General features: G+C 62.6%; 19 protein-coding genes. 7 read left to right on the forward strand and 12 right to left on the reverse strand.

Going from position 1 to position 21,565, the window contains the following annotated elements; all coding sequences use genetic code 11:
• Window positions 1-84 precede the first annotated feature (84 nt).
• Together FN835_RS14875 and FN835_RS21305 are read left to right on the forward strand one after the other, a co-directional pair.
• Entirely contained in the window at window positions 85-1,254 is a 1,170-nt protein-coding gene (locus FN835_RS14875; protein WP_142664021.1) for an MFS transporter, read from the forward strand.
• 422 nt (window positions 1,255-1,676) lie between these two features.
• Window positions 1,677-1,850, forward strand: coding sequence for a hypothetical protein (locus FN835_RS21305; RefSeq protein ID WP_185958704.1), 174 nt, complete (start codon window positions 1,677-1,679; stop codon window positions 1,848-1,850).
• A gap of 21 nt (window positions 1,851-1,871) precedes the next feature.
• Here FN835_RS21305 and FN835_RS14880 read toward each other — a convergent pair whose 3' ends face one another.
• Window positions 1,872-2,774: a LysR family transcriptional regulator gene (locus tag FN835_RS14880; protein WP_142664022.1), complete on the reverse strand. Its 903-nt coding sequence runs from the start codon at window positions 2,772-2,774 to the stop codon at window positions 1,872-1,874.
• 92 nt (window positions 2,775-2,866) lie between these two features.
• Between FN835_RS14880 and FN835_RS14885 the strand changes: the two genes are divergently transcribed.
• From FN835_RS14885 to FN835_RS14890, 3 genes are all read left to right on the forward strand, one after another.
• Complete coding sequence (locus FN835_RS14885) at window positions 2,867-4,120, forward strand: MFS transporter (RefSeq protein WP_221930442.1); 1,254 nt, start codon at window positions 2,867-2,869, stop codon at window positions 4,118-4,120.
• A 152-nt stretch (window positions 4,121-4,272) separates the two neighbouring features.
• Complete coding sequence (locus FN835_RS21310) at window positions 4,273-4,449, forward strand: hypothetical protein (protein WP_185958706.1); 177 nt, start codon at window positions 4,273-4,275, stop codon at window positions 4,447-4,449.
• Window positions 4,450-4,557: 108 nt separating this feature from the next.
• Entirely contained in the window at window positions 4,558-5,322 is a 765-nt protein-coding gene (locus tag FN835_RS14890) for a Crp/Fnr family transcriptional regulator (RefSeq protein ID WP_142664024.1), read from the forward strand.
• 1 nt (window position 5,323) lies between these two features.
• Here FN835_RS14890 and FN835_RS14895 read toward each other — a convergent pair whose 3' ends face one another.
• The 6 genes from FN835_RS14895 to FN835_RS14920 all read right to left on the reverse strand — a co-directional run bounded on the left by FN835_RS14895 (window position 5,324) and on the right by FN835_RS14920 (window position 12,208).
• Window positions 5,324-6,277 carry an ABC transporter substrate-binding protein gene (locus FN835_RS14895; protein WP_142664025.1) on the reverse strand — a complete coding sequence of 318 codons (954 nt, stop codon included), beginning with the start codon at window positions 6,275-6,277 and terminating at the stop codon, window positions 5,324-5,326.
• The gene (locus FN835_RS14900) at window positions 6,277-8,379 is read right to left on the reverse strand and encodes a TonB-dependent siderophore receptor (RefSeq protein WP_142664026.1); all 2,103 of its coding nucleotides are present in this window, start codon (window positions 8,377-8,379) and stop codon (window positions 6,277-6,279) included. The genes FN835_RS14895 and FN835_RS14900 overlap by 1 nt, the downstream gene beginning before the upstream one ends.
• A gap of 37 nt (window positions 8,380-8,416) precedes the next feature.
• Window positions 8,417-9,463 (reverse strand): FecCD family ABC transporter permease, encoded by a 1,047-nt coding sequence (locus tag FN835_RS14905; protein ID WP_142664027.1) that lies wholly within the window; start codon window positions 9,461-9,463, stop codon window positions 8,417-8,419.
• Window positions 9,460-10,458: a FecCD family ABC transporter permease gene (locus FN835_RS14910; RefSeq protein ID WP_185958707.1), complete on the reverse strand. Its 999-nt coding sequence runs from the start codon at window positions 10,456-10,458 to the stop codon at window positions 9,460-9,462. Before FN835_RS14910 ends, FN835_RS14905 begins: the two co-directional genes overlap by 4 nt.
• On the reverse strand, window positions 10,458-11,237 hold the full coding sequence (locus tag FN835_RS14915) for an ABC transporter ATP-binding protein (RefSeq protein WP_142664029.1): 780 nt from the start codon (window positions 11,235-11,237) through the stop codon (window positions 10,458-10,460). The genes FN835_RS14910 and FN835_RS14915 overlap by 1 nt, the downstream gene beginning before the upstream one ends.
• Window positions 11,238-11,353: 116 nt before the next feature.
• The gene (locus FN835_RS14920; protein ID WP_142664030.1) at window positions 11,354-12,208 is read right to left on the reverse strand and encodes a MurR/RpiR family transcriptional regulator; all 855 of its coding nucleotides are present in this window, start codon (window positions 12,206-12,208) and stop codon (window positions 11,354-11,356) included.
• A gap of 247 nt (window positions 12,209-12,455) precedes the next feature.
• Here FN835_RS14920 and FN835_RS14925 point away from each other — a divergent pair, with 247 nt between their 5' ends.
• Complete coding sequence (locus tag FN835_RS14925) at window positions 12,456-14,426, forward strand: BCCT family transporter (RefSeq protein ID WP_221930443.1); 1,971 nt, start codon at window positions 12,456-12,458, stop codon at window positions 14,424-14,426.
• Between the two features lie 64 nt (window positions 14,427-14,490).
• Here FN835_RS14925 and FN835_RS14930 read toward each other — a convergent pair whose 3' ends face one another.
• From FN835_RS14930 to FN835_RS14945, 4 genes are all read right to left on the reverse strand, one after another.
• Window positions 14,491-15,426, reverse strand: a complete 936-nt coding sequence (locus tag FN835_RS14930) for an MYG1 family protein (protein ID WP_142664031.1) — start codon at window positions 15,424-15,426, stop codon at window positions 14,491-14,493.
• 68 nt (window positions 15,427-15,494) lie between these two features.
• Window positions 15,495-15,725: a hypothetical protein gene (locus FN835_RS14935; protein ID WP_142664032.1), complete on the reverse strand. Its 231-nt coding sequence runs from the start codon at window positions 15,723-15,725 to the stop codon at window positions 15,495-15,497.
• A 218-nt stretch (window positions 15,726-15,943) separates the two neighbouring features.
• Window positions 15,944-17,152, reverse strand: coding sequence for an acyl-CoA dehydrogenase (locus FN835_RS14940; RefSeq protein WP_142664033.1), 1,209 nt, complete (start codon window positions 17,150-17,152; stop codon window positions 15,944-15,946).
• Window positions 17,153-17,163: 11 nt separating this feature from the next.
• A complete protein-coding gene (locus FN835_RS14945) occupies window positions 17,164-18,315 on the reverse strand; it encodes a CaiB/BaiF CoA transferase family protein (RefSeq protein ID WP_142664034.1) in 1,152 nt (383 codons plus the stop codon).
• Between the two features lie 92 nt (window positions 18,316-18,407).
• Between FN835_RS14945 and FN835_RS14950 the strand changes: the two genes are divergently transcribed.
• Entirely contained in the window at window positions 18,408-19,292 is an 885-nt protein-coding gene (locus FN835_RS14950; RefSeq protein ID WP_142664035.1) for a LysR family transcriptional regulator, read from the forward strand.
• Here FN835_RS14950 and katG read toward each other — a convergent pair.
• Complete coding sequence (gene katG, locus FN835_RS14955; protein ID WP_142664036.1) at window positions 19,289-21,490, reverse strand: catalase/peroxidase HPI; 2,202 nt, start codon at window positions 21,488-21,490, stop codon at window positions 19,289-19,291. The two genes, FN835_RS14950 and katG, sit on opposite strands and share 4 nt — an antisense overlap.
• Window positions 21,491-21,565 lie beyond the last annotated feature (75 nt).

Consider the following 21,565-nt stretch of genomic DNA (forward strand, 5'->3'; position numbering starts at 1 on the left):
GACTTTTCGCAGGGTTATGGACATATGTCCACATGACGTTATGGACGTTTGTCCATAAGTAGGCTTTGAACGTGCGGGGCGTCAATGGATCGGAATGTGCAGCGCCGGACAAGGGCGCTTTTCGTCTACTTCTTCGTGCCCGGTCTTACGCTGGCATCCTGGGTCACACGCACGCCCGAAATCCGCGATGCCATCGGCGCATCTGTCGCACAGATGGGGCTGGTGCTGTTCGGTCTGTCGCTGGGATCCATGGCGGGCATCCTGATGGCCGGGCGGATCGTCGCGGCGCGGGGCACGCGCTTTACCGCGCTGCTGGGCCTGTCGATGGTCCTTGCCTCGTTGGTCACGGTCGCCGCCGGAGTGTTGCTTGGTTCGCAATTCGTGGCGGGCTGCGGGCTGGCCTTTTTCGGTCTTGGCATGGGCAAGACCGAAATCGCGATCAATCTGGAAGGTGCGCAGGTCGAGGAAATCCTGAAACGTCCCATCCTGCACAAGCTGCACGGCTGTTTCAGCCTTGGCACGCTATCGGGCGCGCTTGTCGGCTTGGCGCTGGTATCCTTGCACGTGCCTGTGGCAGTGCATATGGCTGCGGTGGCCGTGCTGGTCGCCGGGCTGATCATTGCGTTCCGCCACGATATTCCCGCCAAGAACGGCATCCAGACTGCCCACGATCGCGCCGTGCAGACCGCGCCCAAAGCGTCGGTCTGGCAGGATTCGCGCGTGCTGCTGATCGGCGTGATCGTCTTTGCGATGGCTTTGGCCGAAGGCGCCGCGAACGACTGGCTGCCCATCGTCATGGTGGATGAGCATGGTTTTTCTGCGGCATCGGGATCGCTGATCTTTCTGGCATTCACCGCAGCCATGACCCTTGGCCGCTTTGGCGGTGGCGTGTTTCTGGCACGCTATGGTGCGGCGCGGGTGATGCGGGCCTGCGCCATACTGGGCGGAGCAGGGATCGCCTATATCATCTTTGGCAACAATCCCTGGCTTGCAGGGATCGCGGTCATCATGTGGGGCTTGGGCACATCGCTTGGTTTCCCTGTCGCGCTTTCGTCAGCGGGCTCGGGCGGAGGGGATTCGACCGCGCGGGTCAAGGCCGTCGCCACGGTCGGCTATCTCGCGATGCTGGTCGGCCCGCCGGGTCTGGGGTTCGTCGGTGAGCATCACGGGCTGCGCAGTGCCCTGATGATCGTCGTTCTGCTGATCGCGGTCGCAGCGCTGACGGCGCGTGCGGTGTCACCGCGCACGGCCTGACCAACAAGCCAGGACCGGGTATCAGGCACCGCAAACTTCCTGAAGATTCAGCCGGGGACTCTTGCTGCCGGGCAGGTCACTCCCCCCACCCGGCCCGCAAACAGAGCACTCGTGAACTGCGGTGCTTATCGCAGTTGACCCTACGAAAGTAAACTTGACCGTTTGGTTAAGGTTCTACCTTTTTCGATTTTTCTTCTGTTCCGCATAGTTATTCGGCACGACCCAAGGCGGATTTGCGCATATGATATTCGCTATGCGGTTCTATGGGCCCAGATTAACAATCTATGCGATAGTCATGCCTGCGAATCCGTCAGCCGGACACAACAGGCCAAGAATCGAAAGGCTTCGATTGCTGTAAAGTCGGGAATCCTGTAAGTCGAAACTTGACTATCCAATACAACTTTCAAACGAGATTCGTTTAGATGCCAATGTTGTTTCTTGGCTGCGTCGTCGGTGCGCTTTGCGCGATGTTTGCCTATTACATGGATGCCAGTTACGCCCGGATCGCCGCAACATATGTGGTGTGCGGGACCATCGGCACATTTGCCAACGCCGCCATGCTGGTATGCTTTTCGCCGGACATCACCCGTATCTGACAGGCGGTGCAGCGGGCGCGGTTAAACATCCGCATCTTCGCGCAATGTCCGGGCCTTGGCGACGAATGCTGCTAGTGGCGCCTCCAACGCGCCGCGCCTGACGGCCACCGCAATGCTCACGCGATCTTGCTGCCCGGTCAGGGCTTTATACACGACACCCTCCAGCAGCAGCTTTTGCATCGAAGCGGGCACGAGCGAAAATCCCAGATCCGCTGAAATCAGCGACAGGATCGACGCGATCTGCGGCGCAAGCTGGCCCAGCTTGGGTTCAAAGCCCGCACGGCGACAAGCATCCAGCGCCGCGTCATGCAGGCTCATGCCGATAGCGCGCGGAGTAAGGATCAACGGCAAAGCGGCTATATCCGCCAATGAGATCGCGGCATCGGACGGCGCGGGATCGCTGGTGGCAGAGATTGCGGCGACCAACGGCTCACTTGCCAGATGGTGCGTCACGATTTCACTGGGATCGGTCGCATTGGGGCGCAGAATGGCGACATCCAGCCGTCCGGCACTTAACGCTTCGCGCAGGTTGACGGAATTTGCCTCGGACAGGTGCAGCGCAACGCCGGGACGTTCGCGCCGGAACTCTCGGATCAGACGCGGCACGATCGGGTGAAGTGCCGCCGTGCCGGTGATGCCCAGCCGCAGTTCACCCAATTCGCCACGGGCTGCGCGTCTGGCGGCGTCTGCCGCCGCGGCGACAAGCCCCGGCAGTGCCGATACCTTGTCGCGAAAAACCAACCCTGCCCCGGTCAATTCGGCCCCGTGCGGGACGCGATGAAACAGTTGCGCGCCAATTTCACGCTCCAGATCGCGAATTTGCTGGCTCAACGGCGGCTGGCCGATGCCAAGCAGATGCGCGGCGCGGGTGAAATTGCGCTCCTCGGCCACGGCAAGGAAATATCGGATGTGACGCAACTCCATCGGTATCTGTTTTCCATATGACAAACGCCTGCGCCATATATTGGACGAATTTCAGGCGAAGGTCTATGTCGATGGCTGGAAAGGGACCAACCATGAGCCTCTCTGAGCCCACTGTGGCATTCGCATCGCAAGACCTGCGCGCCGACACCTATATCCGTCAGGGCACACCGCTGTTTTCGCGGGTGCGGCTGGCGTTGTTCGTCGCCGGTTTTTCAAGTTTCGCACTGATCTATTGTGTCCAGCCCTTGCTGCCGGAATTCGCCCGCAGCTTTGGCCTGACGCCCGCCAGCAGTTCGATGGCGCTGTCGCTGACGACCGGCTGTCTGGCGGTGTCCATCATGGTCATGGCGGGGTGGTCGCAACGTCTTGGACGCAAGGGGGTCATGGTCGGGTCCATGCTAGTCGCCGCCATGCTGAACCTTGCGGGGGCCATGCTGCCGGGCTGGAACAGCCTGCTGATCGCCCGCGCATTGGAAGGGCTTGCGTTAGGCGGCGTGCCCGCTGTCGCCATGGCCTATCTGGCCGAAGAAATCGCGCCCGAGGATCTGGGCAAGGCGATGGGGCTTTACATCGGCGGCACGGCATTCGGCGCAATGGCCGGACGGGTCGGCATGGGCATTCTGGCCGAATTCGGCAGCTGGCGTCTGGCCATGGGCGGTCTGGGCGTGCTTTGCCTGCTGGCGGCGCTGGCATTTGCCTATCTGCTGCCACCATCGCGGAATTTCCAACCCCAGCAGGGCAATGGCATCGGGTTTCATCTGCGCGCATGGCGCGCGCATATGCGCAATCCGGCGCTGCAGCGGCTTTATTTTCTTGGTTTTTGCCTGACCAGCATCTTTGTCACCGTTTTCAATTATACGACGTTCCGGTTGTCCGACGCGCCTTTCGGGCTGGGTCAGACGGCGGTCAGCATGATCTTTCTGGCCTTTGCTTTCGGCGTCGTGTCGTCATCGGTCGCGGGTGGGCTGGTCAGCCGGATCGGGCGCAGGCCGCTGCTGGTGCTGGCCTTTTCGACCGTGTTGGCTGGCGTGGTCGTCAGTCTTGCGGGATCGGTCGGCATGATCTTCCTTGCGGTGGCCCTGATAGCCACGGGTTTTTTCATCGGCCATTCCGTTGCAAGCAGTGCGGTTGGTGCTGCGGCGCAGGGCGCCAAGGGCCACGCGGCATCGCTGTATCTGCTGTTCTACTACGCCGGCTCCAGCATCACCGGAGTGATCGGCGGCTGGTTCTGGCAGGATGGCGGCTGGTCTGCGGTCGCAGCACTGACAGCGGCCATCGCCGTGCTGGGCATCCTTGTCAGCGCATTCGGCCCGCGCACCGATGCCGTCAGACCTCAGCACGACTAGCAGCGGCTAACGGTTGAATCGGCCAGCGCCGATTCTCGGAATCGACTAAATTCTTGAAAAACGCGATTTGTTTAGTCGTGTAATAATTTGCCGAATTTGCTATGATGGTTTTGTGGCGCGATAGTCGCGCTTCCCGTTTGGGAGGAACCGAGATGACCAGCAGACCAAGCAAAAGCGAAGTAAAGCAGGCCATGTTCGACGAACGCCAAAAGCTCAAGGGCACGGCCGATATCTTTGACGACAGCAGCGCGGTCGAGACCGCCCTGAGCACCGGCACAAGACCGGGCAGCCAAAGTTGGGAACGACTTTACGACGCCCTCGGCAGATAGGCCGGATTTGCCCGCTGCTTGCGGCGGGCAAGTTCCATCCCGGCTTTTTGGGAACATTCGCCATCATTCCCGGTTACGGGCATTGCCGACCGCCCAACGAGAGCCCTGATGACCATCATTCGAACCATCATAGCCCATCTGGCCCGCACCAGACGGTTCGACAAGCCGACAATCGAATGGTTCAGGCATGTCGTTACTGAACGCATGGTGTTTGGCAACGACGATGTGATCATGCCCTCCAGCGGTCGTTCGGATTTCGTGGGTCTGGTCCTGAGGGGCATGGCTGTTAGGCTGCAGGATGTGGGCAAAAAACAGACCATCACGGCACTTTATTCCCCCGGCCAGATATTCAATGCTGACGCGATTCTGCCGCAGGCGCCGCGGACCGGCTTGCGCTCCAAGGGGATAAGCTGGATCGAATTCCTGGAAGGCGAGCTTTTGCGTCGTGTCATGGATCGGCATCCAGACGTCGAGCGCCTGCTATGGAGCAGCACCGCCGGCGAGTTGCGGGTTCTGCGCGGCTGGCTGATCGCGACGAATTCGCTGCGCGCCTCGGAACGTCTAGCGCATTTCCTGTGCGAAATCGCGCTGCGATCCACGCGGGGCGACATCACCGAACGCCTGCAGATCGACATGCCACTGCGGCAACGCGAGATTGCGGACCTACTTGGTTACACCGCGATTCACGTGAACCGGGCTGCCCGCGAACTGCGCGACCGGGGCCTGATCCACTGGGAAAAGGATCGAATGACGATCTTCAGCATGAGCGGTCTGGTCCGCCTTGCCCGGTTCGAGCCGGACTACCTGCAAGGTGCCCTGTCTGACGCGCAGCCGGATGGGCCGCGCGTCATTCCAGTTCTTGCCGCGCAATAGGTCAACGCGGCATCGTCTCAAGCTGCTTCATCACGACGTCCATCGCCGCGAATGTGGTGGGATAGACCTGAAAACGCCGCATCGACACAAAACGGCCCGCCCGAACCGCAGGAATCACATTGCGATAGCCGGGCGCGACCTGATCCATCTGCTCCATCACCGTCTCGGGGGTTTCCCCCCGAGCATCGAAATGGGTGGTAAAGATGTAGTCGGCATCCAGCAGGCCGATCATCTCGGCACTAAATGCGGCTTCCTGGCTGGTTTCGGGAACCTGATCCGTGATCTCGGCGCGGCGGAAGCCAAGATCGTCAAGCACGGTCGTCTGCGCGCCATAAGTGCGGAAAATACGCAGCCTGCCGTTTTCGGGATTGGGCGACATCGCGACATAACTGGGCGCCGGGCCGTCCCCGATCAGACTTTTACGCAATGCGACGATGCGCGCGTCATATTCCGCCTTTTTCGCCTCGAATGCCGCGCTGCGACCGATCCAGCCCGCCAGATCGCGATAGTTCTGCATGGGCGGCTGACCGTTCATCGGATCGAACATCACCGTCGGCGCAATCTGGGCAAGCTGGTCGCGATATGCCAGCGTATCGCCGGAATTGCCGATGATCAGATCCGGCTCCAGCATGGCGATGCGTTCCAGATCGACCTTGCCATGCGCAGAGGCCATCTGCACATCGCCGAACTCCAACCCGTAAAGCTCGCGCCCGCTGCGGATGTAATATTTGCCGTCGCGGTCAAGCCGGCCCGAGGAACCGATCAGATTGCCCCCCAGCTCATGAACCATGACCGTCGCAGTCCAGTCATGCAGCGACACGATCCGCTGCGGATCGACGGGCAGTTCGACCTGCTGCCCGCTGTGATCGGTGATCTGGTGCATCTGCTGCGCCAGCAAGGGCTGCGCCGTCAGGAACGCAGCCGCGATGACCCCAAGTAAGCCTTTCATACCCATCAGAATGCCCAGCCCAGTTGCACACGCAGATTGCGCGGGGCACCCGCGACGATTTCGCGGTCGCTTGCCGTCGAAACGACATAATCTTCGTCCGTCAGATTATTGACAGCCAATGACAATTCGGCGCCACTTTCGAATTCATAGCGGGCCATGGCATCAAGTCGCGTATACCCGTCAACTTCGAAGCTGTTTTCCAGATCGCCTTTGCGCGCGCCGACATGGGTCAGGCCGCCGCCGATCGTCAGATCCTGCGCCGGTCCCTGCTGGAAACGGTATGTGGTCCAAAGCCGCGCATTCACATGGGGCACACCGGCAAGCTCGTTGCCTTCGGGGATTTCGTTATCCGCCGTCACTTCGGCGTCAAGATAGCCAAGACCCGCGTGGATGTTCCAGCCCGGCATGACCTCTCCCGCAATCTCGGCCTCGAAGCCGCGCGAACGCTGCTCACCGGTCAGGCGGCTGTAATCCTCGCCATCGACCGAGGTGGCGACCTGCGATTTGGTGATCTGAAAGACCGACACCGTGCTGCTGAGATGCGGGGTCACATCCCATTTCGCACCGATCTCGAACTGCTCGCCTTCCTCGGGGTCAAGCGGGTCGCCGTTAATATCCTCGCCACTTTGCGGGCGGAAGCTTTGCGCCCAGCTTGCGTAAAGCGACAGATCGTTGCGCCGCTGCCAGACGACGCCAAGGCGGCCGGTCAGGGCCTCATCCTCGCGTTCGGTCTTGATCTGATCGAAATGGTCGTCGTTCTGGGTCTGCGCATGATCCCAACGCAGCCCGGCCAGCATCTTCCACTGTTCCGAAAAGCTGATCTGGTCCTGCAGATAGACCGAGCGGGTGCGGACCACTTCGTCATATGAGGCGTTCGGCTCGGCTGTCGGCATGGGCGCGACGTGGACCGGGTCATGGATGTTGATCGGATCAATCCCTGCCCGCGCGCTGTCGAACTCCATATGCGAACGGTTATACTGCACGCCGGCAAGGACTTCGTGATGGATTGCGCCGCTATCCAGTTTCCACAGCGCCTCAAGCCGCAGGTCGCGGGTCGCGGTATCTTCCGTGCGTTCGGTATAGCGCCGGATCAGCGTGCCATCCGCCTCGACGTTCTGATGATCAATCCCGGTGTCATAGGAATGGCCGAAGTCGAAGCCAAGGCTGCCGCGCAGCAAAAGGTTTTCCGAAATATCATGTTCAGCCCTGAGCAGGCCGCGGGTCTTTTCCGCATCGACCATCGACCAGTCTTCACCCAGCCAGCTGTCATATGGCTCAAGCACGTCGTCGGTGGTGGGGTCCAGCACCAGCCCGCGATCAAAGGGCTGCTTCGTCGCGGTATGTTCCAGCGCAAATGACAGACGCGAGCGATCGCTCGGCGCCCATTCCAGCACGCCCCCCAGATATTGACGGTCCGAGCCGGGCCGATCCTTGACCCAGCCTTCCTCGTCCTGAGCGGCTGCCGTGATCCGCCCGGTCAGCGTGCCACTGGCATTCAGTGCGCCCGTCGCCGTCGCTTCGACCCGCTTGAAACCAAAGCTGCCATAGCCCAGCTTGACCTGCCCGCCCGGCGTGGCATCGGGACGGCGCGACACCATATTGATGACCCCGCCCGGATCGCCCATGCCGTAAAGGACCGATGCCGGACCTTTCAGCACCTCGACCCGTTCGATCCCGGCCATGTCCATCATCAACTCGGGACGATCGGAACTTGCATTCAGCATCATGCCGTCCAGCGCATAGCCCCGCGTCTCGAAGCCGCGCAGAATGAATGTCTCGCTGCGATTTGCCGATGTTCCGTGATTTGCGATGTTCGGCACCGCCTCCAGCGCCGCGGTAAGCGTGGTGACCTGACGTTCGTCCAGCTCCTCACGCCCGACGACGTTCACCGATTGGGGAATGTCGCGCAGGGGCGTGTCGGTCCGTGTCGCCGTCTGGGCGTCTTCGGCGCGGTATCCCTGCACTTCGCCCGCCTGCGTGGCCCGCAGCGTGACCGGATCCAGCACGACGGACGCGGTCTGCTGCGCATGAACGGTGCCGGAAAGGCCAAGGGAAATCGCCGTGCACAGAAGCAGCCGGCGGCGGTGGCGCAAGGTGTTTTGGATCATGGGAGAGGCTTCCTTTGCGTGGATATGTCCGGCGGCGCTAAGATCGCGTCCGGCCGCCCGCTCGGGCGGAAAGAATGAAGACCAGTGCGCCGACGACCGAGACCATGATCCCGGCCGAGACGACGACCGGCGCGAAAAGCACGCGGCCCAGCGTATCGGCCCAAAGCAGAATCCCCGCCCCGGCCAGCATCGCGGTCAGCAGCACCTCGGTCGGGCGCTCGCCGACCAATCCGCGTGCAATCCAGGCCGACATCAGCCCGACAAAGGCGATGGGACCGCAGGCGGCGATGACAGGTGCGGCAAAGGCAGTCGCCAGCAGCACCAGCAAAATGGCGGCGCCACGGGCGGGAACCCCCAGTGCAAGCGCGGCCTCTTCGCCCAGCAGCATGGGCTGCAAGACGCGACTGCACAGCAGCGCGACCGGCAAAAGCAAAGCGAACCATTGCGTGATCAACTGCAGATCCGCGGTATCAACCGATCCAAGCGTGCCGCGCGACCATGCCATCAGCTGCGCGAAATCGGTGGCCGTTCCTGCGGCAAGGATCACCTCGACCACCGAGCCCAGCAGGATGTTGATGGCAAGCCCCACAAGGATGATGCCGCCCCCGGTCAGAAGCCGCCGCCCCAGCCCCAGCACCAGCAGCGCCGTGGCAAGCGCCCCGCCCAGCGAGATCAGCGAAAGCTGCTGCACCGGGATCGGGCCCAGAAGAAAACCCGTCATGATCACGGCGACCGTTGCCCCGTCCGACAGGCCCAACAGCCCCGGATCGGCCAGCCCATTGCGTGACACCACCTGCAGCAGATAGCCCGATGCGGCCATCATCGCCCCACCCATCAGGGCAACACCCACGCGCGGCAGCCGGAACTGCGCGACCAGCCGCGCATCTCTGTCCAGACTGTCCAGCGGCAGAAACAGGGCGCGGAACACATCGCCGGGGGCGGTGCGCAGCGCCCCCATATTCATCGCGGCATGGGCGCTGATCAGCAGCGCTATCAGCAAAAGCGGCGCGGCAATGGCAAAGCGGCGGCTGACGGGAACGCTGATATGCGGGCCAAGGCGCAGGACGAATTCGTGTGCGTTCATATGCGCCCCCTTTTGGCGGCGACCATGATCAGGCCGATAAAGACCAGTCCGCCAGAAAGGCCCATGACCGTGCCCACGTTCAGGACGCGTGGCGCCAGCAGCAGCCGCGCCAGAATATCGGCACCGACCAGCAGCGATGCGCCCCCAGCAACGCAGATCCAAAGCGGCATCGGTCCGGTTTCGCCCACCAGCAACCGCGCGATATGCGGCATCACCAGCCCGACAAATCCGATCGGCCCCACGACCGTCACGGCGCTGACCGTCAGCATCACGGCAATCAGAAGCGTGCCGACATAGACCAGCCGCACATTGACCCCCAGAACCGCCGCCTGTTCAGAGCCAAGCGCAAGAATGTCCACGGCTCGCGACAGCAAGATCGCGCCCATCAGCGCCACAAGACCGATCGGGGCCATCGGGGCCAGCGCCCGATAGTCGAAATTCCCGATGTCACCGATCAGCCAGCCCAGCAGATTGCCGAAAGCTTCTGGATCAAGCGAGATGACGAAAGTGGTCAGCGCCGAAAACAGCGTGCCCACCATCGACCCCGCCAGAACAAGGTTCAACCGCCCGTCACCCTGCCCCGCCAGCACCCCGGTCACCGCGAATGTCAGAAGAATCGCGACCATGCCTCCGGCCAGCGCAGGCAGAAACAATGCCGCGCCCCCAAGGCCAAGGAATTGGACGGCCAGCACGACAAACGTCGTGGCACCGGCATTGATGCCCAGCGTCGAGGGAGAGACGAGACCGTTTTGCATGATCTTTTGCAGCAGCAGCCCCGCAAGACCCAGCGCTGCTCCGGCATAAAGCGCGACGACCAGCCGCGTCAGCCGCTGGAACACCACGACGACATGCGCGTAATTCGTTGCATCATAGGCGAAAAAGGCGCGGATGATCTCGGCCGGGCCGATGCGGGCAGCGCCCAGCCCCAAATGCAGCAGACTGATCCCCAGCAGCAGGGACGCGGGCAGAATGCAGGCCCACAAACCTTTGGACATCATTTCAGCGCGCCATCAGGGATGTGGAATACCGCGCCATGGGCAACGACCGCACGGGTGCGCACGTCAAAGACCTTTTCGACCAATTCCTCGGTCAGGACATCGGCGGGCGGGCCAAGCCTTGCCAGCCGACCATCATCCATCACCGCCACCCGGTCGGCATAAAGCGAGGCGTGGGTAAAATCATGCAACACGGCGACGACCGTGCGGCCAGCCCGCGCCTCGGCCCGCGCCGCTTCCAGAATGCCGAACTGATACCGCAGGTCCAGATAGGTGGTCGGCTCATCCAGAAGCAGGATCGGCGCATCCTGTGCCAGCGCCATGGCCATGCGGCAGCGTTGCAGTTGGCCACCGGACAATTCGCCGATACGGCGGTCGCGCAGTTCCTCGACCTCCATCCGCTGCATGGCCCGCGCGATTTGCGCCGCATCGACGGCGGTGCGGCGACCCAACAGGGTCTGATGCGCAAAGCGACCCATGGCAACCAGATCGCCCACGGTCATGTTGGGCGGGGCAAGGCTGGCCTGGGTCAGCAGCGCGACCTGCCGGGACAGCGCCTTGCGGCCGATACCGTGCAAATCCGCGCCGTCGATCAGGATCCGCCCAGCAACAGGTTGATGCAAACCCGCCATCAGTTTCAGCGTGGTGCTTTTGCCGCAGCCATTCGGGCCGACAATCGCCAGAAATTCACCCGGATACGCCTGAAAGCTAAGGCCGTGCAGCACAGCCCTGTCGCGAAAACCGAAATCCACCGCTTCGAATATGATGCTGGCCGTCATCACGCATTGCCTTCGCCCGGTTGCTTTGCCGGGTCGGCAAGAAAATTTCAGACGCACCCGATTTCGTAGCGTTTGCTACCACAGCTTATTTCCGACGACAATAGTCAGGTTACAGATCAGCCGAGCCGGTCGATATTCGTGCGGTAGCGTTCAAGTTTCGCCAGCCCGGCATCCGTGCGAGCAGGTGCGCGGACCGACAAACCGACCAGCAATGCCTCAAGAAAGGCAAAGCTCGCGCCGTTCAACGCCATGCCTCGCGCGCCTCCGCGTGGCAGCGCGATCGCCTCATCGACCTTACGGATCAATGGGTTATCCTGACTGTTGGTAATCAGAAGGATCGGGATGGAATGCATCAGCGCTTCGTCGACCACAGCCCATGCCTCGCCATTGGGCACGCTATACGAGAGCATCAAAAGCACATCCCCCGGCGCCAATTGCAGCATACGGTCCGCGAGATCGCGGCCAGTCGCATCCAGAAGCAGTGCGGCGCGGCCCTGACGCCGCAATTGATGTGCGCCGTATTGAACGACATGGGCGCTGGGGCCCAGCCCGAAAAGCGCGATGCGTTGCCCGCTGTCCAGCCGGCAGATCATCCGCTCAAGCACTTGCGCCGAAGCCCCGCTGGCAAGACCGTGCAAAATTTCATTCGTGGATTTAATGCTTTGCAGCCCTGCCCGCAAAGCATCCGCATCCGAAATCTGCAGGGTGCGTTGGAAATTATCGACCGGTGTGCCCTGCGAAAGCTCGCGCGTCAGGCTGCGCTTCAGTTCCGAAAGACCCGAGTAGCCCAGAGCTTTCGCCGTGCGCACGATCGTCGCATCCGACGTGCCAAGCGCCTCGGCCAGTTCCGCCGCAGACAGCGCCACCACCTCTACAGGGTTGCGGTCCATGAATTGCGCCACCCGCCGCATGGTGGGGGGCAGTTCGCCGATCACCCGTCGGATGCGCTCCGTCAGCTCTCCGTGCTGCATTGATCGCCCCCTCCTCCGACGCGAATGTCATATTTGCTACATGACCCATCGAATCAGGGCAAGTAGGCCAGAATCAGCAATGGCCATGCGGGCCCAGATCAGCAAAACGGCATGGAACCGAATTTTCCAAAGCTGCGTTCCCCCAAGGCCCGAATGCAGCGGGCCATCATGTCCAAAGCGGCAACCTGACCTGAAAACCAGCTTTTCAGGGGAATAAAAGCAAACTGCAAACGACGGAGACAGTAATTTGCAGACACCTCAGCTCAAGGGGATAGCCCCGCTTTCCTTCTTCGGCTCGGCGATCGTGTCATTGGGACTAATCATCTATGCCAGCCTGAATCCCGATCAGGCCGCCGCGCTGTTCAAGACCGCGAATAGCTGGATCGTCCAGGAACTGGGCTGGTTCTACATGCTGGCGGTCGGCGGGTTCGTCATCTTCCTTTTGTGCCTTGCGATCAGCCCCTTGGGCAAAGTCAGGCTGGGACCGGACGATTCCACGCCCGATTACAGCTATGGCACATGGATTGCGATGCTGTTCAGCGCGGGCATGGGCATCGGCATCGTCTTTTACGGCGTGGCCGAGCCGATCATGCATTTTCAAAGCCCGCCCGACGCCACCGCACGCACCCCCGATGCCGCCCGTGATGCCATGAGCATCACTTTCTTTCATTGGGGCGTCCATGCATGGGCGATCTATGCGGTGGTTGGCCTTGCGCTGGCCTATTTCGGCTTTCGCCGGGGCGAGCCGCTGGTCATCCGCTCGGCCTTTCGGCCCATTCTTGGCGACCGTGTAAACGGGCCTATGGGCGACATCATCGACATTTTCGCGGTGGTCGGCACGCTTGCGGGTCTGTCCACCTCGCTTGGTCTGGGCGTGGCGCAACTGAACGCCACGGGCACCTATCTGTTTGGCCTGCCGCAGACCGAAAACATACAGCTGATCCTGATTGCCATCGTGACGCTGCTGGCGACGCTGACCGTGGCGACGGGGCTGGATAACGGCATCCGCAGGCTTAGCGAATTCATCCTGATCCTGTCTTTCGTGCTGATGGGCCTGATCCTGATCCTTGGCCCCACGCGTTTCCTGCTGCAAAGCTTCGTCGAGAATATCGGCCTTTACATCAACAGCTTCGTGTCGCGCACTTTCCATATCTACGCCTATGAAGATCAGCCTTCGGATTGGGTCGGGACATGGACGCTGTTTTACTGGGCATGGTGGATTTCGTGGTCGCCCTTTGTCGGTCTGTTTATTGCCCGCATCTCGCGCGGGCGGACGATCCGGCAATTCCTGTTGGGCGTGCTGTTTGCGCCTGCGGGCTTCAGCTGCATCTGGTTCACCATCTTCGGCGATCTGGCGATCTGGCTGGACCTGAACCCGGCGCAGGGGGCCATCTCCTCGACCGTGGCGGAAAACATGCCGATCGCGCTGTTCACGGTCTTCGAATACCTGCCATTCTCGACTTTGCTGGCATGGCTGGCGGGGCTGCTGGTCGCGATCTACTTCATCACCGCGTCAGATGCTGGCGCGCTGGTGATCGCGATGATCACCTCCAAGGGCGACGAGGAGCCGGTGCTATGGCTGCGCGTCTTCTGGGCGTTGGTCTGCGGCGGTGTGGCAGGCTGTCTGCTGTTGGCGGGGGGGCTGGATGCCGTAGAAATGGCGGCGGTCATCGCGGCGGCGCCATTGTCCATCGTCATGGTCTTCATGTGTTACGGCATATGGAAAGGACTATCGGACGAGGTGGCGCTTTCCGCCAGCGCCGTGCTGCCTGCAGCACCCATGCCGGCGCATGAAGGTGCGATGTGGCGCCTCCGTCTGGGCGCCATTGTCAGCCATCCGCGCAAATCGCAGATCGACGATTTCATCACCGGCACCGCGACCGAGGCGCTGAAGGCCGTGCAGTCGGAACTGACCCAGCGCGCCCACGCCGCCGAGGTGGTGAATGGCGACGGCGCGGTCGCGTTGCGGGTGAATCTGGGCGAGAACCTCAGCGATTTCGTCTATCGCGTGCAGCCTGTCAGCCGTCCGATGCCCGCCTATGCCCTGACCGACACGGCGCGGGGCGAAGGCGGTCGCAACCGCTATTATCGGGCCGAGGTGTTCCTGGCCCAAGGCGGGCGGGGTTACGACATCTATGGCTATGACCGGCGCGAGGTGATTGCCGATGTGGTCGCGCATTACGACCGTTATCTGCATTACGTCGCATTGCGTAGCTAAGGCCATGCTGAGAAAAACAAATATCCCGGCGTTTGTGCCGGGATATTTCGTTTTTGCGCAGGGATCAGCGCGCGGGTTCTGCCATTGCTTCGACCACGGCCAGATCGGCCAGCGCCAAGACGGCTTCGCGGGTGGCAGCTGCGGCGATGAAACGCCCGTTGTGACAGAAACGCGCGCCGGGAACGCCGCTTGCGGCCTCCAGCGCCTCGCCGGTCAGGCCGGCCCATGCGGCGGGCAAGTCGGCGCGCAGCTCGAACCCTTCGTCATTGCGGCGGATGCCGGTCAGGCACCAATCGCCACCTTCGCGCGGGTGAACCACGAACAGCAGATGATCCGCGCCCGCCTTCTGGATCGCGGGGCGGAAGGGCATCCCTATCGGCAGCTCCAGAACGCGACCCGCACCGGCGGCGGCGATGGCTGCCATCACCTGCGCCTCGGCCCTGCGCTTGGCAGCCTGACGCGCGATCCGCGCCTCGACAAAGGCGCGGGCGATCTCCAGCGCGCGATGGAATGCGCGGGTCTCGGCCTCGGGGTCCTTGTCGTCGAAAACCGGCTTAAGCGTCTCAAGCAGGCTGGGCAGGGCCAGACTGCCCAGCACGCCTGCCGCATCCGGGTCCAGCGCGCCATTGTCCACCAGATCGATCAGCAGCACGAAACCCGCGTCGAACGAGGCATGGATTTCCGCGATATCCGCTTCCGGCACGTCCAGCGCAGCCAGATAACGCGCACCGTAATGCTTCCAGATCAGCCCGAACGAGCTATAGGGCTGACCGTCATCGCGCAAAGGCGCACCGCGCTGATGGTGGTCAAAGATCGTCGCATCGGGATCATAGGCCCCGCCCACATCATAAATGATGCGGTCGCCTGCGGGCGTGATCCAATCGGGCGAACGGCTGCGCACGATCTGCGCCTGCGGAAACAGCCGCGTCAGCACCACGCTGGACAGCAGCTCATCGGCATGGAACCCACCGGAATGGGTAACGAGATATTCGGGAATCATGGCCGTGCCTTCGCGCTGATGCTTGATGCGGCGTGATACCTTGGCAGCGGCTCCTGCTCAACCAGCGCTTAGAAATCCTGCGCGCTGCGGCGGATTGGGGTCATGCGCTGGCCAGTCCATGTCAGGAAATATTCGCCCTCGCTGACCTTGGTGACGTGATAGCCGTGATCGGTCCGAAAGCTTTCCTGGGCAGGGCCGCCAGCCATGGCAGGCGCCGCGTTGACGAAATTCAACACGTTGAAAATATCACCGTCATCGGTAAGGCACGCGATAATCTGCCTGAGCGTTTTGGGCATCATGGTCGGTCCTCCTTGTCGGTCGTTATCTGGCGCCGCGAAAATGCGCGGATGCCGTTGTCCGTGGACGCAAGCCAAACCCCCAGACGCCTCGGTCGTTCCCTTCAAAAAATATGTTAATTGCGCGGCGCGGCCCGGTTTTGTGGCGGCACGATCGCGCGCGGGCTGCGAATGCCTTGCCCGCGCTTGGGAAAAAACGGCCGATGCCCGCAAATGCGGCGTCAGAAGAACGCTTGCAGCCCGGTGATCGCCCGACCCAGAATCAGCGCATGAACGTCATGCGTGCCTTCGTAGGTGTTCACCGTCTCAAGGTTCGCGGCATGGCGCATGATCTGGTAATCTTCCTGAATGCCGTTGCCGCCATGCATGTCGCGGGCGATGCGCGCGACATCCAGCGCCTTGCCGCAATTGTTGCGCTTGATGACAGAGATCATCTCGGGCGCGGCCTGCGCGTCATCCATCAGGCGACCGACGCGCAGGCTGGCCTGCAGGCCCAGCGAAATCTCGGTCAGCATATTGGCCAGTTTCAACTGGAAAAGCTGGGTATTGGCCAAGGGCCGCCCGAATTGCTGGCGGTCCAGACCGTATTGCCGCGCGGCGTGGAAGCAGAATTCCGCAGCCCCCATCACGCCCCAACTGATGCCATAGCGGGCGCGGTTCAGACAGCCGAACGGCCCCTTGAGCCCCTCGACATTGGGCAGCAGCGCATCCTCGGGGACTTCGACCGCATCCATCACGATCTCGCCCGTGATCGAGGCGCGCAAGGACAGCTTGCCACCGATCTTGGGGGCCGACAGCCCCTTGATCCCCTTGTCCAGCACAAAGCCGCGGATCTTGCCGCCATGCGCCTCGGACTTCGCCCAGACGACAAAGACATCGGCGATCGGCGCGTTCGAAATCCACATCTTGGACCCCGAGATGACATAGCCCGAGGCGGCCTTTTTCGCGACCGTCTTCATCCCCGCCGGATCAGAGCCGGCATCGGGCTCGGTCAGCCCGAAACAGCCGATCCATTCGCCCGAGGCAAGTCTGGGCAGGTATTTCTGCCGCTGCGCCTCGGACCCATAGGCATAGATCGGATACATCACCAGGGACGACTGCACCGACATCATGCTGCGGTAGCCGCTATCGACCCGCTCGACCTCGCGGGCGACAAGGCCGTAGGCGACATATGACGCGCCAAGCCCACCATATTCTTCGGGAATGGTGACGCCCAGCAGACCCATCCCGCCCATCTCGCGGAAAATGTTCGGGTCGGTCACCTCGTCGCGATAGGCGGCGATGACGCGGGGCTGCAGCTTGTCCTGCGCATAGGCGCGGGCGGCATCGGCCAGCATCCGTTCCTCTTCGGTCAGCTGCTCGGCCAGACGGAAAGGGTCTTGCCAGTCGAACCGGCCCAGATCGGGGGAATTCTTGGGTTTCAACGTCATATCAATGCCTTTTAATCTGGTTTCGAGAATGACCAGACGCCCCCGCCCAAAGGCGGCGCGGCGCGGTGGGTGGTCAATGGGCTGCGCGAAAACACCAATGGCGTGCGCAGGCCCGCAATGCCTTCGGGCGCGATCTGCATCCCGCGCGCGGCGACCTGCGGATCGGCCAGCGCCTCGGCCACGCCGTTGATCGGACCGGCGGGGACTCCCGCCCCCTCGAACGCGGCAATCAGATCGGCACGGGTCCGGGCCCCGGTGCGGTCCGCGATCAGGCTGGTCAGCGTGTCACGGTTCGCCACCCTTGCTGCATTGGTCGCATACTCGGCGCTGTCCGCCAGCCCGCCCAGGCCCAGCACCCGACACAGCGCGGCGAACTGGCGATCATTGCCACAGGCGATGATCATATAGCCGTCCAGCGTCGGAAACACCTGATAGGGCACGATATTGGGATGCGCGTTCCCCAGCCGCCCCGGTGCAACGCCGCCCAAAAGCAGGTTCGCTGCCTGATTGGCCAGCACCGCGACCCCGGTATCCAGCAGCGACAAGTCGATGCGCTGCCCCCGCCCGGAACGTTCGCGTTCCGCCAACGCCGCCTGCACGCCGATCACGCCGTATAGCCCGGTGAAAATGTCGATCCACGCCACACCGACCTTTTGCGGCTCTCGGCCCGGTTCGCCCGTAAGGTCCATGATGCCGGACATGCCCTGGATCATGAAATCATAGCCCGGTTGTGCCGCGCGCGGCCCGCTTTGTCCGAACCCCGTGACCGAGGCATAGACCAGCCGCGGATTGCTGGCCGCAAGGCTGTCGTAATCCAGCCCGAATTTCGCCAATCCCCCCAGCTTGAAATTCTCGATCACCACATCCGCATCGGCGATCAGCGTCTTGAGCCGCGCCAGATCGTCTGGGTTCGCGAAATCGCAGATGACCGAGGTTTTGCCGCGATTGGCGGCGTGGAAATAGGCGGCCACCGTCTCGGTCCCGCCATCCGGCCGCGGGCGCTGGATGAAGGGTGGACCCCAGCGGCGGGTATCATCGCCTTCGGGCGCTTCGATCTTGATCACCTCGGCACCCAGATCGGCCAAGGTCTGACCGATCCACGGCCCCGCCAGAATCCGGGCCAGTTCGACGACCTTCAGCCCCTGCAATGGTGATCCCGTCATGCCTGCCCCCGTGCGCTGAATCATGTATGACATGATTGAACTGTGGACAGGAAACGCTATTCTTCCCTAACTTGATGCATTGGATGAATGATATGCGGCCAAGGCGGTTTCTGCCCTCGATCAGCCAGCTTCTTGCATTCGAGGCAGTCTTGCGCACTGGATCGACCACGCTCGCGGCGCGGGAACTGGATCTGACGCAAAGCACGGTCAGCAGGCTGTTGCAGACACTGGAAAGCCAGCTGGGCCAACCCCTGTTTCGCCGCCACCGCCAACGCCTGACCCCGCTGGATGCGGCGCGCGATTATGGCCGCGACGTGACGCGGGCGCTGAACCTGATCCAGCATGCGGGCATGTCGCTGGTGGTGAACCCCGCGGGCGGAACGCTGTCGCTGGCGGTGCTGCCGACATTCGCGGCGCGCTGGCTTGCGCCACGGATCAACGGCTTTCTGGGCCAGCATCCGGGCGTCGCGCTGAACTTCGCGACCCGCGTGCCGCGCTTCAGCTTTGAAGCGGAACCCTTTGATGCGGTGATATTCTATGGCCAGCCCGACTGGCCCGGCGCGCATCACCAAAAGTTGTTCGATGAGGCGATGACCGCCTGCGCCGCGCCGGATTTTCTGGCCCGCCACCGGATCACCACACCCGCCGACCTGTCGGGCATAACCTTGCTGCATCTGGAAAATCGCCCTGATGCATGGGCCGGCTGGTTCGCCGCGCAAGGGGCGCGCGACCCGCGTGGACCGGGGATGATGATGGATCAGTTTTCGCTGATGATGCAGGCCGCCATCCAAGGCGTCGGGATCGCGTTGCTGCCCGATTATCTGGCGCAGGGCGAAATTGCCGAAGGGCGGCTGGCCGCGCTGCCCTTCCCTTCGGTTCCGGGCGGAGCCTATTGGTTGGCATGGCCCGAGGCGAAGGATCGCCACGGGCCACTTGTGCGGTTCCGGCAATGGATCGGCGATCAGGCCGCGCCTTAGCCGCGCGCGTCGAAACGGTCGGCGTTCATCACCTTGGACCACGCGGCAACGAAGTCGCGCACGAATTTCGCGCCCGCATCGTCCTGCGCGTAGACCTCGGCGATGGCCCGCAATTGCGAGTTCGAGCCAAAGACCAGATCGTTGCGCGTGGCGGTGTAACGCGGCGCGCCCGTCTTGCGGTCCGTGCCGTCGAACAGGTCTGCCGCGTCCGACTGCGCTTTCCAGACCGTGTCCATACGCAACAGGTTGACGAAAAAGTCGTTCGTCAACACGCCCGGACGGTCGGTAAAGACGCCATGCGCGCTGTGGTCATAGTTGGCGTCCAGCACCCGCAGTCCGCCCAGCAGAACCGTCATTTCCGGTGCTGTCAGCGTCAGAAGCTGGGCGCGGTCGATCAGCAATTCCTCGGCTGGCACGGCGAATTGCTGGCGCTGATAGTTGCGGAAACCGTCGGCCAGCGGCTCCATCACGTCAAAGCTTTCCACGTCGGTCTGGTCCTGCGTGGCATCGCCCCGGCCCGAAAGGAACGGGATGCTGACCGGATGGCCCGCGGCCTTGGCCGCAGCCTCGATCGCCGCATCGCCGCCCAGCACGATCAGGTCCGCGATGGACACCGGCTTGCCAAAGCCCGCCTGCACCTGTTCCAGCGTGGCCAGCACGCGGGCAAGCTGTTCGGGCTGGTTCGCCTCCCAGTCCTTTTGCGGGGCCAGACGGATGCGCGCGCCATTCGCGCCGCCACGGAAATCCGAACCCCGGAAGGTCGAGGCCGAAGCCCATGCCGTCGCAATCAGTTCGCGCGCCGGGACCGCTGCCAGCAGCGTGGCCTTGAGCGCGGCCACGTCGCCGGCGTCAAGCTGCGGGCCAGCCGGGACCGGGTCTTGCCAGATCAGATCCTCGGCCGGAACCTCGGGGCCCAGATACAGCACCTTTGGCCCCATATCGCGGTGGGTCAGTTTGAACCACGCGCGTGCAAATGCATCGGCGAACTGGTCCGGGTTTTCATAGAACCGGCGCGAGATCGCCTCATATGCCGGGTCCATTCGCAAGGACAGGTCGGTCGTCAGCATCGAGGGCGCAATGCGCTTGCCGGGAATATGCGCATCGGGGACCGAGCCTTCGCCCGCGCCGTCCTTGGGTTTCCACTGCCACGCACCGGCGGGAGATTTCGTAAGTTCCCATTCAAACTCGAACAGGTTGCGGAAGAAATTGTTGCTCCATTGCGTCGGCGTCTGGGTCCAGACCACCTCCAGCCCGCTTGAAATCGCATCCGCGCCAAGGCCGCTGCCATGCGTGCTGGCCCAGCCAAAGCCCTGAGCCTCGATCAGCCCGCCCTCGGGGTCCGAGCCGACCAGCCCGGCATCACCCGCACCATGGGTCTTGCCGAAAGTATGGCCGCCTGCGATCAGCGCCACGGTTTCTTCGTCATTCATCGCCATGCGACCGAAGGTGTCGCGGATGTCATGGGCGGCAGCAACGGGATCGGGTTTGCCGTCCGGCCCTTCGGGGTTGACGTAGATCAGGCCCATCTGCACGGCGGCCAGCGGGCTTTCCAGCTCACGCTCGCCGGAATAGCGGCTTTGCGGCCCGCCCGACAGCGCCAGCCATTCGGTTTCCGAACCCCAATAGATGTCCTCCAGCGGCTCCCATACATCGGGGCGACCGCCGCCAAAGCCGAAGGTCTTGAAGCCCATGGATTCCAGCGCCACGTTGCCGGTCAGGATCAGCAGGTCGGCCCAGGACAGGTTGTTGCCGTATTTCTGCTTGATCGGCCACAGCAGGCGCCGCGCCTTATCCAGGTTCACGTTGTCGGGCCAGCTATTGAGCGGCGCGAAACGCTGCGCCCCCGCCCGTGCGCCGCCGCGCCCGTCGGCGGTGCGATACGTCCCGGCGCTGTGCCATGCCATGCGGATGAACAGCGGGCCGTAATGGCCCCAGTCGGCGGGCCACCAGTCCTGACTGTCGGTCATCAGCGCATGAAGGTCGGCCTTGACCGCTGCCAGATCCAGTTTCTGGAACGCCTGCGCATAGTCGAAATCCGCGCCCAGCGGATCGGGCTGGCCCCCATGCTGATGCAGGATTTTCAGGTTCAACTGGTTCGGCCACCAGTCACGGTTCGCGCGCGCGTCGGTGCGCACATTGCGGTTCGTCCCGTGGCCAAAGGGGCAGCCGCCGCCTGCTTTCAGATTGTCGCCGTCCATGAGTGTGTTCCTTTCGACTACTTGCGGCCATTGGCGCACCCTATGGGTGGCCGCCGGTGACTCGCGCCTTCAAGA

The sequence above is a fragment of the Paracoccus laeviglucosivorans genome (assembly GCF_900182695.1).
Classification (GTDB): domain Bacteria; phylum Pseudomonadota; class Alphaproteobacteria; order Rhodobacterales; family Rhodobacteraceae; genus Paracoccus; species Paracoccus laeviglucosivorans.

Excerpts from the sequence above, each read along its gene's own strand:
- FN835_RS14945 (WP_142664034.1), bottom strand. The coding sequence starts at position 18,315 with ATGACGGGATCACCATTGCAGGGGCTGAAGGTCGTCGAACTGGCCCGG.
- FN835_RS14880 (WP_142664022.1), bottom strand. The coding sequence starts at position 2,774 with ATGGAGTTGCGTCACATCCGATATTTCCTTGCCGTGGCCGAGGAGCGC.
- FN835_RS14915 (WP_142664029.1), bottom strand. The coding sequence starts at position 11,237 with ATGACGGCCAGCATCATATTCGAAGCGGTGGATTTCGGTTTTCGCGAC.
- katG (WP_142664036.1), bottom strand. The coding sequence starts at position 21,490 with ATGGACGGCGACAATCTGAAAGCAGGCGGCGGCTGCCCCTTTGGCCAC.
- FN835_RS14905 (WP_142664027.1), bottom strand. The coding sequence starts at position 9,463 with ATGAACGCACACGAATTCGTCCTGCGCCTTGGCCCGCATATCAGCGTT.
- FN835_RS14930 (WP_142664031.1), bottom strand. The coding sequence starts at position 15,426 with ATGATTCCCGAATATCTCGTTACCCATTCCGGTGGGTTCCATGCCGAT.
- FN835_RS21305 (WP_185958704.1), top strand. The coding sequence starts at position 1,677 with ATGCCAATGTTGTTTCTTGGCTGCGTCGTCGGTGCGCTTTGCGCGATG.
- FN835_RS21310 (WP_185958706.1), top strand. The coding sequence starts at position 4,273 with ATGACCAGCAGACCAAGCAAAAGCGAAGTAAAGCAGGCCATGTTCGAC.
- FN835_RS14940 (WP_142664033.1), bottom strand. The coding sequence starts at position 17,152 with ATGACGTTGAAACCCAAGAATTCCCCCGATCTGGGCCGGTTCGACTGG.
- FN835_RS14920 (WP_142664030.1), bottom strand. The coding sequence starts at position 12,208 with ATGCAGCACGGAGAGCTGACGGAGCGCATCCGACGGGTGATCGGCGAA.
- FN835_RS14950 (WP_142664035.1), top strand. The coding sequence starts at position 18,408 with ATGCGGCCAAGGCGGTTTCTGCCCTCGATCAGCCAGCTTCTTGCATTC.
- FN835_RS14900 (WP_142664026.1), bottom strand. The coding sequence starts at position 8,379 with ATGATCCAAAACACCTTGCGCCACCGCCGCCGGCTGCTTCTGTGCACG.
- FN835_RS14890 (WP_142664024.1), top strand. The coding sequence starts at position 4,558 with ATGACCATCATTCGAACCATCATAGCCCATCTGGCCCGCACCAGACGG.
- FN835_RS14885 (WP_221930442.1), top strand. The coding sequence starts at position 2,867 with ATGAGCCTCTCTGAGCCCACTGTGGCATTCGCATCGCAAGACCTGCGC.
- FN835_RS14895 (WP_142664025.1), bottom strand. The coding sequence starts at position 6,277 with ATGGGTATGAAAGGCTTACTTGGGGTCATCGCGGCTGCGTTCCTGACG.
- FN835_RS14935 (WP_142664032.1), bottom strand. The coding sequence starts at position 15,725 with ATGATGCCCAAAACGCTCAGGCAGATTATCGCGTGCCTTACCGATGAC.
- FN835_RS14875 (WP_142664021.1), top strand. The coding sequence starts at position 85 with ATGGATCGGAATGTGCAGCGCCGGACAAGGGCGCTTTTCGTCTACTTC.
- FN835_RS14910 (WP_185958707.1), bottom strand. The coding sequence starts at position 10,458 with ATGTCCAAAGGTTTGTGGGCCTGCATTCTGCCCGCGTCCCTGCTGCTG.